The organism is Bradyrhizobium sp. MOS003 (genome assembly GCF_003020125.1).
Lineage (GTDB): Bacteria > Pseudomonadota > Alphaproteobacteria > Rhizobiales > Xanthobacteraceae > Bradyrhizobium.
Genome location: NZ_PYFW01000002.1, coordinates 314,916 through 330,915, shown reverse-complemented (window position 1 = coordinate 330,915; position 16,000 = coordinate 314,916). Strand labels below are relative to the sequence as shown.

Genomic DNA, 16,000 nt, shown 5'->3' with positions numbered 1-16,000 from the left:
CGTCTTCTTCTCTTAGCGGAGGGGTTTATTACGGCTGAAGAGAAGATAGAGCGCGCGGGGGTTGGTGGTCAAATAGCGCCAGAACAGGCGGCGCGGCTCGAGCAAGGTACGCCAGGCCCATTCGAGTCCGATCTTCTGCATCCATCGCGGCGCGCGGGAACGGCTGCCCGACAGGAAGTTGAACAGGCCGCCCGATGTCTTGATAACGCCAACATTGGTCAGGTAAGGCGTGAATTCCTCCACGAATGCCTGCTCGTTGGGCACGCCGAGCGCGACCCACAGATAGTCCGGCGCCAGCGCGTTGATCTCCTCGACCTTGGCGCGCAGCGCCTCGCCGCGCAGATAGCCGTGGCTGTGTCCGACGATCTTGAGGTCCGGATACATCTTCTGGACGTTCTCGACGGCCACGATGTTCTCGGCCTCGCTGGCGCCGAACAGATAGAAGGTACGGCCGACCGCTTCCGCCTTGCGCGCGACGACGTGGAACAGGTCCGTGGTCGCGACGCGCTCGGGCAGGGGAAACCATGATTGCAGCCTGGAGGCCGCCACCAGCGGCTGGCCGTCGGCGTTGATCAGGTCAGCGGCGCGGAACAGGCGCTCGGTCTGCGGCTCGGTCGAGCAGCGCGCCAGCACCTCGCCATTGGCCGAGGTCAGGAACAAGGGGCGGCCGATGCGATTGTCGGGATCAGTCGCTTCGATCATGAAATCGGCGGTCGCTTCCAGATCGATCGCGGCCATGCGAAGCCCGCCGACGGTGATGCGGGGCACGTCGACCGTTGCCGCCCGTCCATCGATGTTGACGCGACGTTCAAGCATATTGTCTGCCTCGCTGGCGCGTCTGGAGTGCCGGGGTGAGTTCGTCCAGCACGACGCCGACGAGCTTGCGCTCGGCGCGGCCCAGCGCGGTCAGGATTTCTTCCAGGCTGTCGTTGATGTCGAGGCTGGTCGGCAGCACTGCCACCAGCGCGTCGGTGTCGTCGAGTAGCTTGCGGCCGCCGGCCGAGAGCGGCATCGGGGGGCCGTCGAGGATCACGAGGTCATAGCCGCCTGCGGCGCGCGCCTGCGCAATCGCCTTGCGGATCGCGTCGGCGGCCTTGCCGGCGTCACTTTCGCCGACCGGCAGCACCGAAATGCCGTTGACGGTCTTGATCTCGCGGGCGGCCTTGCTGCCGATCGAGAGCCAGCCGAGCCTGCTCGGCTCGCTCTTGCCGGGGCGGCTGACCTTGTTCGAGAGCGCGTGCGCCTGATGGTCGGCATCGATCATCAGCACGCGGGCGCCGTCGCGCGCCGCCGCGAGCGCGAAATTCAGCGCGCTCACGCTGCGCCCGCTGATTTCGCCGGCACCGACGATCGCGATGACCGGCATTGCCTTGTCGCCGGCGCGCCGGGCCACGGCAGTGCGCATGTCGCGCCAGGTGTTGAGCAGTTTCGTCAGGGGAAAGCCGGGCCGCAACGTCGGCCAGCCCAGCCGGGTGAGGTCGACGCCGCCGCCGGTGGCAAGAATGGCTCCAAGCGTGTGGATGACGTCGGCCTCCTGGAGGCGCGCGATCAGCGGCTTTTCGATCAGGGGCTTTTCGACCATCGCAGGCTGCAGCGACGGCGCGGCAAGTTCGGGCAGGTCCTGCGCCACTTCCGCATGTCGCGAAACCCGGGGAGGCTGCGGCGCTTCCGGGGCCGGCAAAACCTCGGGAGCGTGCGTCCTCTCCGGCGCCGGCTTGCGCTCACGGTTGGCCGGTGCGGGCGCCGGCGCGCCGACGAGCAGCAGTTCGGCCGCGGCGAACCAGCTCGACGCTGCGAGCGCGCCGAAGATGAAGCCGATCATGGCGAACATGCTCATGGCGGGCGGGAACGAACGCCGCTGCGGCACCGTCGCCTCGCCGATGATTCGGGCGGCCGACGTGTTCAGCGTCTCCTGCTCCTCGGTCTCGCGCGAGCGCTTGAGGAAGGATTGGTAGACGTCGCGGCTGGCATCGGCTTCGCGCTCGAGCTCGCGCAGGCGGACGGCGGCCTGGCTGAGCTGCACGCTCTGCCGCTTCTGCGCTTCCATGGCCCGGTTGAGCGAGGCCTCGTAGTCGCGGGAGCGCGTCAGATCGTTCTTGGCGGACTGGGCGAAGCGGTCGATCTCCTCGCTGATGGTGCGCTTGAGATCCTCGACCTGCTTCTCGGTCTGGCGCAGCGCCGGATGGCGCGGCCCGAGTTCGCCGGCCTGCTCGGCGTATTTCTTGCGCGCATCGGCATATTGCGCGCGCAGGTTCGCGATCGTCGGCGATTGCAGCGCTTCCGGGATCGCGCCGGCATCGGCAGCGGTACGGCGGCTCGCCTCGATCTGGTCGAGCCGCGCCTGCGCATCCATCGTCGCCGCGCGGGCCGCGGAAAGCCGCTGGTTGCTGGCGGAGAGCTGCTGATCGCTGATCAGCGCGTCCTGGGTGCCGACGAAATTGTTCTGGGCCTTGTAGGTGGCGAGCGTGGTCTCGGCATTGCGCAGCCGCTCGCGCAGCTCCTTGAGGCGGCCGGAGAGATCGTTGGTGGCGCGCCGTGCGGCCGAAGCCTGCGAGTTGCGGGATTCGGCGAGGTAGGCATTGGTCAGCGTGTTGGCGAGCATCGCCGCCTTCGCCGGATCCGTGGACCAGACCTCGATGTCGACGATGAAGCTCTTCTCGGTCTTGCGGATCGTGATGTGCCGGTTCAGCGCCTCGAGCGCTGCAAGCTGCACTTCCTTGTTGTCCGCCGCGGAGGGCGCGCGCGGCTGCAGGCCGATCAGGCCGAACAGCGACGACATCAGGCTCTGGCCGTCACCGCCGCCGCCGAATTCCGGGTCCTTGTCGAGACCCGCCTGCTGGATCACCTTGAGCAGCACGCTGTTGGAGGTGATCAGCCGCGCCTGGCTCTCTACCACCATGGACATGCCGGAGACGTCCTGCGCGCGCGGTGTGAGCTCACGATCGACGAGCTGAAGCTCGCGCGGATCGACATAGAGCTGGGCGGTGGCGGTGTAGCGCGGCGTCAGGCTCTTGCCGATGGTGACGGCAAGTGTTGCGCCGAGCAGGGCAGTCGCGGCAATCGCGATCTTGCGCCGCCAGAGCAAATTGGCGAGCTCCAGCACGTTGAAGCCGGCCTGAGACTTCTGTTGCGAGGGCTCGGGTCTCGCCCGATCTATCGGCTGACTATAGTCAAGCATGATCCCCAGCTTTCATTCCAAGTGCCGCAGGCTGAGGGGCTTCTCTTCGCTCTACGCCATGCACCCGGGATATAGGTGCCCAATCAACGCAACAGGGAAAATTAACCATACTCATTGAGGGACTATTCAACGAAATGGCAAACAAAGCGTTTAAGCGTTTGCCACTTCGCCGCGCGTCCTCGTGACGCCCGGGATGCCGGGGCTCCCGGGAGATTAACGGTTCGTTACCGCGCACGGCATGGCCGCGAGGCTCCGCCTGTTCTGCAATGGGCCGCGCGCGCGTCATGGTGCTCAGCTTTTCCGCAGGATGACGTGATAGTCGCCGCGCCGGACGTCGGTCCCACGCGACAACATGGTGTTCAGCACGGCCGCGCCGGCGTCCACGAGCGCCGCGAACAGCGGCTTGCGCCGGCGCATCTCGGGATAGCGCGGGCTCTCGACCTCACGGCGGTAGATCATCTCCAGCCCGTTGGCGGTCGCGAAGGCTTCGAGCCGGGGCAGCGTCACCAGCGGATGGAAGAAGGTCGGAAACGGCGGCTCGCCGGGCAGGCCGGCATCCTTGATGCCGCGGATGTGCCGGTAGAACCAGACGTGAAACCAGTGCGGCGAATATTTGGTGACGATGCCGGACAGCGAGCGGGGATTGGGCGCGCCGATCAGGATCAGCCCGCCGCGCTTGAGCGCATCGCGAAAGTTCAGCAGCGCGGCGTCGACATGGGGCAGATGCTCGATCACGTTGTAGCAGATCACCAGATCGAAGGTCTCGCGGGCGAAACGATAGGTCTGCACGTCGCCGAGGATCGCCTCATCCGCGTAGGTGTTGTTGCGGACCTGGTCCTCGTCGATGTCGACGACGGTGACCTTGCTGCGGCCAGGCAGTTCCGGAGGCAGGACGCTGCAGGAGCCGCCGCCGGCTTCATAGATGGCGAGCCGGCTTTGCGGCAGTTCGCGCCGCAGCACGTCGTGAACGGCGAGCAGGCTGTCGCGCGCTTCGCCGGGGACGAGATCGTGCAGCGCCTGGACGGGTGCGGCGGCCGCGGGGATCCGGATCGCCGTGGCTGTCGCAAAATCGATCGTGGCTGGCTTGTTCATATTTTCTGACCGCGCTTGTTCTATTCAAATTTACAGGAAAAAACTCGCGAGCCCGAAGAGCAAATCTGATGCCGCGCCCTCTCACCGGTCGCAGTGCTTTCGGTCGGGTTAATGCGCATAGCCATTAACTACGGCATTGTTCATGTTGGGTGTTTATCGGCGCATGGACCGCGAATTGCAGTACCACGCGCACATGGTTTCGCGGGAGAAACAGGCGAAAGCGGTTAAGCGCATGATGTTGTCCTGGGACGGCCGGGAAACGGGCGCGAGGTCTTGGCACGCGCCATCGATCGGCTGTTCATTCCGGGACGAATATGTCCCGCGGCGGTGTGCCGTCACGGGAATGCGTGATTGAAGCAGGGCTTTTTCAACACATCTCGGACATTGAGAACGTCATGACATTGATCCCGACAAACCTGTCCGCCACGCGCATCTCGGATGCCGTGCGCGATCCCAACCGGGAGATCGTGGCGAGCTCCGGGGTCATCGACCTGTCGGTCGGTATCGTGGTCTGCATTCCCTGTTTCCGCCGTCCGCAGCATCTGCGGCTGACGCTGGAATCGCTGGCGAACCAGCGGACCCCGCGTTCCTTTGCCGTCGTCATGGTCGAGAACGATGCCGCGCAGCGCGAGAGCGCGCCGGTTGCCGCAGAGTTTCTGGCCGTCGGCAGGCTGCAGGGCGTCTGCCTCGTCGAGAAGCGGCAGGGCAATTGCCAGGCGATCAACGCTGCGTTCGAGACGGCGCAGGCGCTGTTTCCTGCCGCGACCCGCTTCCTGATGATCGACGACGACGAGATCGCCTCACCCGACTGGCTCGAGCTGATGGTTCGCACCGCGGAGGCGACCGGCGCCGACGTGGTCGGCGGTCCGGTGCTGCCTGACTTCGACGACGACAGCAAGCCCTGGCTGTCGCGTCACCCCGCCTTCTGTCCCGCCTATGACTATTCCGGCGCAGTGCCGCTGATCTATGGCTGCGGCAATTGTCTGATCACGCGGTCCGCCTTCGAGCGGTTCGATCGCCCCGCCTTCGACCTGCGCTTCAATTTCCTCGGCGGTGGCGATTGCGATTTCTTCGTGCGGTGCCGGGATGCCGGCATGGTGTTCCACTGGACGGCGGAGGCGGTCATCACCGAGACCGTGCCGCAGAGCCGCACCAGCCTCGGCTGGATCGCCAAGCGCGGCCTGCGCATCGGCGCGATCAACTATCGCGTGCAGTACAAGGCCGCGCAGAGCGCATCGGCGCGTGCGCGGGTGTTCTTACGGATGCTCGGGCGGCTGCCGCTCTCGCTGGTCCGCTCTGCAGGCCTGTTGCCGTCGTCGAAAGCCGTCGTCGCGGTGCATCCCCTGATGGTCGCGCTCGGCTCCATGCTTGCCGCGTTCGGGATCGAGCCGAAGCCCTATGAGGCCTCGAAGATCGTGTCGTGACGATCAGATGCCGAAGCGGGCAAGGGCAGTCCTGGCCGCGGCGCGCGGCAACGCCTTGAGCGAGCGCCGGCCGACCATTCCGAGATAGGCAAACGCCTGGCGATATCGGCCGAAGCGAACCGCCTGCATCGCCGAATAGGTGATGAGATGAAGTTCGGCAGCGAGGCGCAGTCCGGCCGCCGTGCCCTCGGGCAGGCGTGCCAGGATCAGCCCGTCGTCGAAGACCCGCGCGATGGCAGGGAAGAAATCCTTTGGCGTCCGAACCGCGGCGTTCATGGTGTTGGCGGTGTGCAGGCGATAATCGAGCAGCAGTTTTGGCGCAAACTCGAATTCGCCGATCGCGGCAAGGCGGCACCAGCAATGCCAATCCTCGCAATATCTCAAGGACGTATCGAAGCCGCCGATGGCCCGGAAAGCTTCGGCGCGCGCAAGCGCGATGCCGCCATTGACGATGAAATTGCCGGCGGCGAGCCGCGTCAGCACGTCGCCGGACGGCTTCCGGCGCCCCTTCAGCAGGCCGCGTCGGCCGATCTGGTGTCCTTCGCTGTCGATCGTGTTGTAATCGCCATAGACGAGCACCGCCCGCGGAGCCTCGCGTGCGGCCGCCAGCAGCGCCGCCACCGCGCCGGGGCGAAGGCGGTCATCGGCATCGAGGAAGAGCAGCCAGTCGCCGCGGGCATATCGCGCACCGAGGTTGCGCGCTGCCGACACGCCGGCGGAATCATTGGTGATCAGGCGCAGCCGCGGATCGCGAATGCCGCGGACGATGGCGGCGGTGTTGTCGGTCGATCCGTCGTCCACGACGATCACTTCGCCCACCTCGCCTTGCGCCAGAGCGCTGGCGAGGGTTTCACCGACATAAGCCGCAACGTTCTTAGCGGGAATGATGACGGACACCGACCAGGTCGAGCTCGACGGCTGCGGCTGGCGAACCGCCGGAACCAGGCGTGTGGTGGCCGGCAAATCGAGAACGTCTTCGGCGGTGATCTGAGCCACGGCTCGCCTTTAAGAGTCTGTTAACCAGGGCGCATGCGGCTGACCGGATGATGCGATCGATCGCAACATGGCATGCCCGCGAATGATACTCGCATTACAGTCGGATCGTTGACGCGAACGTGTGCGCGGCGCGGGTTTCGTCAGTTAGCGTTAAGCCGCTGGCATTAAGCCTGAGGTAAATTTGGAAGAGTGCGACAGCCGGTCCCATGCGAGAATGCGCTACCTGCTGCCGCGGATGGATCCAGTGCCCGCCAAGACGTTCGAACACGACCCCGATGCGATGATCCTCAACCTCTTCTACGAGGACAAGGATGACCGCTGGTTTCCCGGCGACCGGCATCTGCGGCGCATGGCGCGCCGCATGCTGCTCGGCGAGCCGCGCATGAGTGGCCAGCTACGCGTGTTCCTCAATCTCTGTGCGGGACTCGATCGGCTCGGCATCCGCTACCGCGTCAACGATTACGGCTACATCGCGCAGCATCCCGACGAGCTCGCCTGCATCATCGGCCGCACCTTCCTGCTCGACAAGTTCGCGTGGAAGAACCCGATCCTGCTCGGCGTTGCCGCCCACAATCATCCGCTCGACGATCCCGATCTGTTCAAGCGCCTGCCGGTGAAGAAGGTCGTGGTGCCTGGCCCCTGGTACGTCGATATGTATCGGCCCTATTGGCCCGAAACGGAGGCATGGCCGGTCGGCATCGACACCGATCTGTGGGCGCCGTCGCAGGCCTCGCAGAAGGCGGTCGATTTGCTGATCTACGACAAGGTCCATTGGGATCGCGAGCGCTATGCGCCGGAGCTGATCGAACCCGTCCGCGCCCGTCTGCGCAAAGAGGGCCGCTCGTTCACGGAGCTGCGCTATGGCAGCTACAAGGAAGAAGACTATCAGGAAGCGCTGGCGCGTTCGCGCGCGATGATCTTCCTGTGCCAGAACGAGAGCCAGGGCATCGCCTATCAGCAGGCCTTGTCGTGCGGCGTGCCTGTTTTCGCCTGGGATCCGGGCGGCCCATGGCGGGACCCCGATTACTATCCGCACCGCGTACAGTTCGCGCCGGTGTCGTCGGTGCCGTATTGGGATGAGCGCTGCGGCGCCAAGTTCGCCGACGTCGCTGAATTCGAGGCGGGCTGGCAAAGCTTCTGGGACGGGTGTGCCGCGGGCGCGTTCGATCCGCGCGGTTACGTTCTGGACAGTCTCACGTTGGAGCGACGGGCGCTGCAATATTACGAGATCGCGCGCAGCATCGTGCGGCCGGCGGCGCAGGCGTCCGAAAGGCCTGGCGACGGACTCTCAACGGGGTTGAGCCCGGGCCTGGCGCCTCACCGGCGTCAGCAAGTGTCTTGATCCATGAACCGCAGCGCCGCCGACATCACCGACCTCGAGGCCCGATCGCTCAGCGCCGCCTTCCGCAGCGGCCTGGCGGAGCTGAATGCCGTGCAGGCGGCGCGCTGCCTCGTCGCCGTCGCAGCGCTGCTGCTGGTGCTGGTGACGCTCGATCCCTTCCCGGACCTGCGCAATCCCGATGCCGCCGCCGTCGTCGGCGGACGAATGGCGCTGACCTATGTTGCCTGGGGGCTGCTCGCTGCGTTCGCGGTGCTGCTCGTCGCCACCACGGATGCGCCCGCGCTGAGAACCCTGGTGACGCCGTTTCACCTCTGCCTCGTGGGCTGGCTGGTGATCAACATCGCCCTCTCCGAAAGCCGCGGCGTCTCGATCCAGCGCTTCGTGCTCGCCGCAAGCGTAACGTCGCTCGCCGTCCTGCTGCCATTGCTGCCGCCGACGCAGCGCAGCTTCAATCTGTGCCTGGGCGGAGCTGCGCTCGTGCTGCTCGCGCTGTGCTATCTCGGCGTCTTCCTCGCGCCGCATTATTCGATCCACACCGCGCTCGATATCGGCGAGCCGCAGCTCGCCGGCGACTGGCGCGGCAGTTTCGGCCACAAGAATATCGCCTCGCCCGTGATGACCATCCTGGTCTATGTCGGGGTCTACCTGACCGCCGTCGGCTCGTTCGTGATGGGACCCGCGATCGCCGCGCTGGCCGGCATCTTCCTGATCTTCACCGGCGGCAAGACGTCGTCGGTGCTGTGTCTTGCGGTCTACGCGCTGGCGTCACTGGTCTACGTGACGCCGAGCCTGTGGCTGAAGCGCATCATCTGCTTCGTGCCGCTGATCGTGATGAACCTGCTGACGGTCGGCAGTGTCTTGAGCCCTGCGTTGGGCGCGATGACGCGCCTGCTGCCGCTCGATCCGACCTTCACCGGCCGCTCCGCGATCTGGGAGTTCGCACTCGCCGCGGTCGCCGAGAAGCCGATCATCGGTCACGGCTATGCGGCCTTCTGGGATGATGTCACGGCGCGGCAGACGGCGCAGGGCGCCGAATGGGCGACGTCGGCGGCGCATAGCCACAACAGCTATCTCGACCTCGCGGTCACCATCGGTCTGCCGGGACTGCTGCTCGTGATCCTCGTCTTCGTGCTCGCGCCGCTCGGCAATTTCCAGTCGGCCCAGGGCCACAGCCGCAGCGGCGCTTTGGCAAAGCTGTTCCTGACCATATGGCTGTTCGGCCTGTATTACGGTGCGACCGAGACCTTCCTGCTCGAGCGGCAAAACCCGATCTGGTTCATGTTTGCGCTCGCGGCGGCCGGCCTGCACTTCCTTGCCAGGTTCCAATGCGTCGAGCAGATGGACCGGAACGCTGACAGCTTGTCGCAGCCGGCGCGATGGTGGCATCGGCTTAACGATTGAACGGTTACGTCTCTTGTGGTGTGCGACAAAACCCAATCCATCTCGAAACAGTCCGTAATCGTATGCCCCGCAGATGACGTTCCTCAGCGTCGAGCAACCAGATGATCTCGTGTCCAGCACGTCGAAAATCGCGATCGATTTCGTGCGTGACTGGCGGCAGGCTGCGCCGCGACTGAGCGCCGGGCATCACACCGCATTCCAGCATCGTTACTGGCTCGATGCCTGGTATCAGGCGTTTCACGATTTTGCGCCGCTGATCGCGGTGATCTCGGATGCCACTACGGCCAAGGATATCGCGGTGGTGCCGATGGTCAGCCATGTCAGGCGCGGCATCCGCATCGTCGAATTCGCCGATCTCGGCGTCTCCGACAACAATGCGCCGATCCTGGCGCTCGATGCCGCGTTGGACGCGGCGGCCACGGATGCGATCGGCGAGGCGCTGGTCGAGGCGTTGCGCGCCTTGCCGGACCGCTTCGACCTGCTTCGCCTCAGGAAGATGCCGGCCCAGGTCAACGGCAAGCCGAATCCGCTTGTCGGGATGGGGCGGATCGGATCGTCGTCGCTGAACGGCAATGTCGTGCTGATGGGCGATGACTATGCGGACTATCAGGCCTCGATCAAGCGCATGCAGATGCCGCGCTGCTGGCGCGTCTTCGACCGGCACGAAGGCGCGCGGTTCGAGATCGCCGCGGACTTTGCGCGCGGGCATGAGCTCCTCGACGTCATGGATGTGCAGCAGCAGGCGCGCATGCGCCAGCTCGGCTCGCGGTTCGTCCTCAACGACGACGCCCATGCCCGGTTTTACCGCGAGGTTGCCCGCCGCGGCGTCGCGGAAGGCTATGCCGTCGTCACGGCGCTCGTCTGCGACGAGGGGACCGTCGCCACCGCGTTCGGCGTCAGATCCGGCGCGACCTATTACCTCCTCCGCATCAGCCACGCCGGCACTTCATGGTCGAGCTGCTCGCCGGGGCTGCTCGTCATCGAGCGCACGATGGCGGCGCTGCATGCCGAGGGCGTGCGGCGTTTCGACCTCAGCATCGGCAATCAGGACTACAAGCGGCGCTTCGGCGCCGAGAGGATGCCGTTGACCGACGTCAGCGTCGCGCTGTCCTGGCGCGGCGCTCCCTTTGCGTGGCGCGACCATGCCGCGCAGGGCCTGCGCCGCCATCCCGCGGCCGCAGCCCTTGCAGCGCGGGCCATGGGCAAGGGACTACGCTGAAGCGGCACTCCCGAACGGGAATGCCGCCCGCGTCAGCCGTGCACTTTAGCCATGGAGCTTCTTGGCGGTCTCCGCGATCTGGCGACCCTGATAGCGCGCGCCGGCGAGCTCGTTGGCGCTGGGCTGGCGGCTGCCGTCGCCGCCGGTGATCGTGGTGGCGCCGTAGGGCGCGCCGCCCGTGACCTCGTCGAGCTTCATCTGGCCGGCGAAGCCATAGTTCATGCCGACCACGACCATGCCGAAATGCAGCAGGTTGGTGATGATCGAGAACAGCGTCGTCTCCTGGCCGCCGTGCTGGGTCGCGGTCGAGGTGAAGGCTCCGCCGACCTTTCCGTGCAGGGCGCCCTTGGCCCAGAGCCCGCCGGCCTGGTCGAGGAAGTTCGCCATCTGCGAGGCCATACGGCCGAAGCGGGTGCCGGTGCCGACGATGATCGCGTCGTAATTGGCGAGATCGTCGATCGCAGCGACAGGGGCGGCCTGATCGACCTTGTAATAGGAGGCTTTTGCGACTTCGGCCGGCACCAGCTCCGGCACGCGCTTGATGTCGACGGTGGCGCCGGCCTCGCGCGCGCCTTCGGCGACGGCGTTGGCCATCGCTTCGATGTGGCCGTAAGCGGAATAATAGAGGACGAGAACTTTGGTCATGGTGGTCTCCGTTTGGTGATGGGTTGAGTTGCTGTCATTGCCGGGCTTGCCCGGCAATCCATCAAGCTTGGAAAAGCTTCTTGCGAAGGTGATGGATGCCCGGGTCAAGCCCGGGCATGACGGGTTGTGTGTGGGTCGCGCTTACGCCGCATCGACGAGCACGAGCTCCGTATCTTCCAGCGCGGTGATCTTCAGCCGATCTTCGTCGCGAATTGCGGCGCCGTCGCGGGCGTTGACGCGCACGCCGTTGATCTCGACTGCGCCTGCCGCAGGCACCAGGTAGAGATGCCGCGACTTCTGCGGCGCGTACTCGGCGCTCTCGCCGGCCTTCAGCGTGGTGGCGAGCACCCGCGCATCGGCGCGGATAGGCAGCGCGTCCGTGTCACCTTCGATCCCGCTCGCGATGGTGACGAGCTTGCCGGAGCGATCGGCCTTCGGAAACGGCTTCGAGCCCCAGGTCGGCTGTCCGCCGCGCAGCGTTGGCTCGATCCAGATCTGGAAGATCCGGGTCTTGCCCGGCTCCAGATTGTACTCGGAGTGGCGAATGCCGCTGCCGGCGCTCATCACCTGCACGTCGCCCGCTTCGGTACGGCCCTGATTGCCGAGGCTGTCCTGATGGGTGATCGCCCCCTCGCGCACATAGGTGATGATCTCCATGTTGGCGTGGGGATGGGCGGGAAACCCGGTGTTGGGTGCGATCTCGTCGTCGTTCCACACCCGCAAGGCACCGTGGCCCATGTTGTCGGGATCATAATGGCTGGCGAACGAGAAGTGATGCTTGGCCTTGAGCCAGCCGTGATCGGCGCCGCCGAGTTTGTCGAAAGGTCTGAGTTCGATCATTTGCGTCATCCTTGTGTGGTTGGTTGGCACCTCGTTCAGGCGCCGAAGCCGCCATCGACGTTGAGAACGGTACCGGTGATGAAGGAGGCGTCCGGGCTCGCGAGGAACACGATGCCGGCTGCGACTTCCTCGGGACGGCCGAAGCGCTGCAGCGCGTGCTGCTTGCGCTGGGCTTCGGCGAAGTCGCGGTCGTCATCCGGGTTCATGTCGGTGTTGATCGAGCCGGGCTGCACGACGTTGACGGTGATGCCGCGCGGGCCGAGATCGCGCGCCGCGCCCTTGGTGTAGCCGACGACGGCCGCCTTGGTCGCGACGTAGTCGGCAAGACCCGGGAACGAGGCGCGGTCGGCCAGCATCGAGCCGACGGTGACGATGCGGCCGCCTTCACTCATCAACTGCGAAGCGGCGCGGATCGCGGCGATGACGCCGTGCACGTTGACCTGATCCTGACGTTCCAGCGCGCCAGTGTCGGCATTGGCATCGTCGGTCGCACCGCCAGCAGCGACGCCGGCATTGTTGACGAGGATGTCGAGATGGCCGAATTCCCTGGCAACATCGTTGACCAGCTTGGTGACGTCCTTGGCTGACGCTTGGTCGGCCTTGAAGGCACGGGCTTTGATGCCCCGAGCCTTCAACTCGGCGACGACGGCCTCGGCCTTGTCGGGCGAGGCGACATAGCTGATGGCGACATCGGCGCCTTCATCGGCGAGGGCGCGGGCAGAGGCCGCGCCGATGCCGCGCGAGCCGCCGGTGACGAGAGCAACCTTTCCTGAGAGCCTCTTGGTCATTGGATTTCTCCAGTCCTGAATTTCTGATGACCCTTGGATAAGCCTCCGCCTGTGGTATAGAAATAGAAACTGTTGAAACGCATTGTTTCCCAATTAGCCCCTGACGGACCGGCTCCCATGGCAAAACTCCCTGATTTCGAGGCGCTCGCGATTTTCGCAAAAGTCGTGGAATTACGGTCGTTTGCGGGGGCGGCAAGCGAGCTGGCGATGTCCAAGGCGACGGTCTCAAAGGCCGTCACGCGGCTGGAGGAGCGGCTCGGCGCGCGGCTATTCAACCGCACCTCCCGCCGGCTTGCGCTGACCGACGCCGGGCACAAGCTCGCCGAACGCGCCACGCGCCTGCTCGTCGACGGCGAGGCCGCGGAGAACGAGGCGCTGGCGCAATCGGTCGCGCCCCGCGGCTTGGTGCGGCTTGCCGTGCCGATGACGTTCGGGATCAAGGCAGTGGCGCAGCTGCTGCCGGAGTTTTTCGAGACCTATCCGGAAGTCTCGGTCGATCTGCATCTGAGTGACGCCACCGTCGACCTGATCGGCGAGGGCTTTGACATGGCGGTGCGGATCGCGCGGCTGCCGGATTCCTCGCTGATCGCACGACGCCTCTTCACCATGCCGCGCTTCACCGTGGCCGCGCCGTCCTATCTGAAGAAGCACGGACGGCCGACGCATCCGATGCATCTGGCCGAGCACAAATGCTTCAGCTACGCCTATCTCTCGACGCCCAATGTCTGGCACTACACCAATTCGGCCGGCGAGCAGGCCAGCGTGCGTCCAGGCGGACAGCTTCGCGTCAACAACGGCGAAGCCGTGATGCCGGCGCTGATCGCCGGCCTCGGCATTGCCGAGCTGCCGGAATTCATCGTCGGCGAGGCCATCTCCTCGGGAGAGGTCGAAGTAATCCTGAAGGACTGGAAACAGGCCGAAGGCGCCGTGCATCTCGTGACCCCGCCCGGCGGCCCGCGCCCCGCCCGCGTCGAGGCGCTCGGCGATTTCCTCGCGGCGAAGTTGCCGGGCACCTGCAAGCGGCGGCCGCGCGGAAAGATGAAGGGGGCATAGCGAGTGGCCTCAACGACCTCCGTCATTGCGAGCGAAGCGAAGCAATCCAGACTGTCTCCGCCAAGGGATTCTGGATTGCTTCGTAGCCCGCGCTCTTCGCAATGGCGTGGCCGGACTACGACACCTTCAGTCCGTCTCTTGCAACGACGCGCAGGCTCGGCTTCAGCGTCTCTTCCAGCTGCGATTTCAATTCGTGCACGCGCGGATCGGTCGAACGCGCCGCGCACACCGCGTATTGATGGACCGATTGCGCCAAGGCGCGCCGCGCTTCGGGGGTTCGCGTCAATTCGGGCTTTGAAAGCCGTAGGACAATCGCTGCGAGATTCACCAGCATCTCGTCGAGGGCTACGTCGATGGTCGCAAGCTTTCCCATGGCACACTCCCTGACCAGCGGATCTGGGAAGGCAACGGTGGCTTTGGTGCGGCGTTCCGGCCTGCGGGCGCAACATGGCTAACGTTTCGTTAACGTCTTGTTCTTGCCGATCGTCACGCTAGGCTGGGGCCGAACCAAGAAAAAATCGGGGGAGGGAGCTGCCATGGACCGACGCGATATCCTGCGCGCCGCTGCTGCATTGCCGTTGCTGCGCGCTGCGTTACCAGGTCCGGCCTTCGCGCAAACCTATCCGGTGCGCAACATCACGATGATCGTGCCGTTTCCGGCGGGCGGCCAGGCCGACCTCGCAGCGCGTCCCGTCGCGATGGCGCTGGAGCGGATCCTGGGCAAGCCCGTCATCGTCGACAACCGGGCCGGAGGCGGCGGCGGCTCGGTCGGCAATGCCGCGGCGGCACGCGCCGAACCCGACGGCTACACGCTGCTGATGACGCTGTCCTCGCTCGCGGTGCTGCCTGAGGCCGATCGGCTGTTCGACCGCCCCGTCGCCTACGAGGTCTCGCAATTCATGCCGATCGCGCGCGTGCTGGCCGATCCCACGCTGCTGGCGGTACCGGCCTCTGCGCCATGGAAGACGGCGCAGGAGTTCGTCGAGGATGCCAGGAAGCGCCCGGGTCAGATCACCTACGGCTCGTCGGGGCCTTACGGCACGCTGCATGTGGCAATGGAGATGTTTGCCAACAGCGCGGACATCAAATTGCTGCACGTGCCGTTCCGCGGCGCCGGCCCGGCCCTGACCGCGTTGCTCAGCGGCACCGTGCAGGCGATCGCAGCCGCACCGGGGACGTTGAAGCCGCAGGTCGACGACGGCAAGCTGCGCGTGCTCGGCAATTGCGGCGCACAGCGCATCGCGAGCTTCCCCGACGTGCCGACCTTCCAGGAACTCGGCTACAAGGACGTCGAGATGTACATCTGGGCCGGACTCTTCGCACAGAGTTCTCTTCCCGCGCCGATCGCGGCCCGCCTGCGCGAGGCGATGGCGCAGGTGATGACGAGTCCCGACGTGCTCAAGGCCTTCGAGACCTCGGGCAGCCTCGTCGCCTATCAGGATGCACCGGCCTTCGCGCAATTCGTCGCGACCGACAGCACGCGGCTGATTGCGGCTGTGAAGAAGATCGGCAAGGTGGAGTAGTGTAGGTTCCAGGCCCGTTTTCACATTTTTTTGTTGGTCCAGAACCGGCTCCCGCCTCATTGACTGATGAGAATCCAGAGAAATCGAAGACGGGAATCGAGAAGGATCGGGACATGCGAACAGAGCGAATTGCGCTGGGTGTCGTGCTCGCGATCGGTGGCATGGTGGCGCCGGGCGCAGCATTCGCCGAAGAATATCGCGGGACCATGGAACAGCAGATGGCCTGCACGCCTGACGTCTGGCGTCTTTGCAGCAATCAGATTCCGGACGTCGGCCGGATCACCGCCTGCCTGCGGCAGAATACGCCGCAGCTATCGAGCGGCTGCCGCGCCGTGTTCCAGTCCAACAACCAGATGCCGCCGCAGCAGCAGGTACCACGCAATCGCGCCGCACCGCCGCCGCGCTACGACGATGCGTTGCCGCCTCCGCAAGCGCAGCCGCGTCCCTATGACGATGACAACGATTAAGCTCCGATGAGCGCTTGATCCCGAAAATATGC

The 16,000-nt window shown here is 65.5% G+C and carries 15 protein-coding genes; 7 read left to right on the top strand and 8 right to left on the bottom strand.

Going from position 1 to position 16,000, the window contains the following annotated elements:
* Positions 1–12: 12 nt before the first annotated feature.
* The 3 genes from C7G42_RS12050 to C7G42_RS12040 all read right to left on the bottom strand — a co-directional run bounded on the left by C7G42_RS12050 (position 13) and on the right by C7G42_RS12040 (position 4,270).
* A complete protein-coding gene (locus tag C7G42_RS12050) occupies positions 13–816 on the bottom strand; it encodes a WecB/TagA/CpsF family glycosyltransferase (protein WP_106949196.1) in 804 nt (267 codons plus the stop codon).
* On the bottom strand, positions 809–3,178 hold the full coding sequence (locus C7G42_RS12045; protein WP_106949195.1) for an exopolysaccharide transport family protein: 2,370 nt from the start codon (positions 3,176–3,178) through the stop codon (positions 809–811). Before C7G42_RS12045 ends, C7G42_RS12050 begins: the two co-directional genes overlap by 8 nt.
* A gap of 291 nt (positions 3,179–3,469) precedes the next feature.
* A complete protein-coding gene (locus tag C7G42_RS12040) occupies positions 3,470–4,270 on the bottom strand; it encodes a class I SAM-dependent methyltransferase (protein ID WP_106949194.1) in 801 nt (266 codons plus the stop codon).
* 395 nt (positions 4,271–4,665) lie between these two features.
* Here C7G42_RS12040 and C7G42_RS12030 point away from each other — a divergent pair, with 395 nt between their 5' ends.
* A complete protein-coding gene (locus C7G42_RS12030; RefSeq protein WP_106949192.1) occupies positions 4,666–5,694 on the top strand; it encodes a glycosyltransferase family 2 protein in 1,029 nt (342 codons plus the stop codon).
* A 3-nt stretch (positions 5,695–5,697) separates the two neighbouring features.
* On the opposite strand, the gene C7G42_RS12025 is transcribed toward C7G42_RS12030, so the two are convergent.
* Positions 5,698–6,690 carry a glycosyltransferase gene (locus tag C7G42_RS12025; protein WP_199580857.1) on the bottom strand — a complete coding sequence of 331 codons (993 nt, stop codon included), beginning with the start codon at positions 6,688–6,690 and terminating at the stop codon, positions 5,698–5,700.
* Between the two features lie 244 nt (positions 6,691–6,934).
* On the opposite strand from C7G42_RS12025, the gene C7G42_RS12020 reads away from it, so the two are divergent.
* The 3 genes from C7G42_RS12020 (at position 6,935) to C7G42_RS35270 (ending at position 10,652) form a co-directional block, all read left to right on the top strand.
* Positions 6,935–8,032, top strand: coding sequence for a glycosyltransferase (locus C7G42_RS12020; protein ID WP_106949699.1), 1,098 nt, complete (start codon positions 6,935–6,937; stop codon positions 8,030–8,032).
* 3 nt (positions 8,033–8,035) lie between these two features.
* Positions 8,036–9,433, top strand: coding sequence for an O-antigen ligase family protein (locus tag C7G42_RS12015; RefSeq protein ID WP_106949191.1), 1,398 nt, complete (start codon positions 8,036–8,038; stop codon positions 9,431–9,433).
* Positions 9,434–9,506: 73 nt separating this feature from the next.
* A complete protein-coding gene (locus tag C7G42_RS35270) occupies positions 9,507–10,652 on the top strand; it encodes a GNAT family N-acetyltransferase (protein ID WP_199580856.1) in 1,146 nt (381 codons plus the stop codon).
* Positions 10,653–10,697: 45 nt separating this feature from the next.
* Here C7G42_RS35270 and wrbA read toward each other — a convergent pair whose 3' ends face one another.
* From wrbA to C7G42_RS11995, 3 genes are all read right to left on the bottom strand, one after another.
* Entirely contained in the window at positions 10,698–11,297 is a 600-nt protein-coding gene (gene wrbA, locus C7G42_RS12005; protein WP_106949697.1) for an NAD(P)H:quinone oxidoreductase, read from the bottom strand.
* A gap of 141 nt (positions 11,298–11,438) precedes the next feature.
* A complete protein-coding gene (locus C7G42_RS12000; RefSeq protein WP_106949190.1) occupies positions 11,439–12,137 on the bottom strand; it encodes a pirin family protein in 699 nt (232 codons plus the stop codon).
* Positions 12,138–12,172: 35 nt separating this feature from the next.
* Positions 12,173–12,925, bottom strand: coding sequence for an SDR family NAD(P)-dependent oxidoreductase (locus C7G42_RS11995; protein WP_106949189.1), 753 nt, complete (start codon positions 12,923–12,925; stop codon positions 12,173–12,175).
* Between the two features lie 117 nt (positions 12,926–13,042).
* Here C7G42_RS11995 and C7G42_RS11990 point away from each other — a divergent pair, with 117 nt between their 5' ends.
* Positions 13,043–13,978 carry a LysR family transcriptional regulator gene (locus C7G42_RS11990; RefSeq protein WP_106949188.1) on the top strand — a complete coding sequence of 312 codons (936 nt, stop codon included), beginning with the start codon at positions 13,043–13,045 and terminating at the stop codon, positions 13,976–13,978.
* Between the two features lie 115 nt (positions 13,979–14,093).
* On the opposite strand, the gene C7G42_RS11985 is transcribed toward C7G42_RS11990, so the two are convergent.
* Positions 14,094–14,351, bottom strand: a complete 258-nt coding sequence (locus C7G42_RS11985; protein WP_106949187.1) for a hypothetical protein — start codon at positions 14,349–14,351, stop codon at positions 14,094–14,096.
* 163 nt (positions 14,352–14,514) lie between these two features.
* Between C7G42_RS11985 and C7G42_RS11980 the strand changes: the two genes are divergently transcribed.
* Both C7G42_RS11980 and C7G42_RS11975 read left to right on the top strand, forming a co-directional pair.
* The gene (locus C7G42_RS11980; RefSeq protein WP_106949186.1) at positions 14,515–15,501 is read left to right on the top strand and encodes a tripartite tricarboxylate transporter substrate binding protein; all 987 of its coding nucleotides are present in this window, start codon (positions 14,515–14,517) and stop codon (positions 15,499–15,501) included.
* A gap of 113 nt (positions 15,502–15,614) precedes the next feature.
* Positions 15,615–15,968: a hypothetical protein gene (locus tag C7G42_RS11975; protein WP_106949696.1), complete on the top strand. Its 354-nt coding sequence runs from the start codon at positions 15,615–15,617 to the stop codon at positions 15,966–15,968.
* Positions 15,969–16,000: the final 32 nt, after the last annotated feature.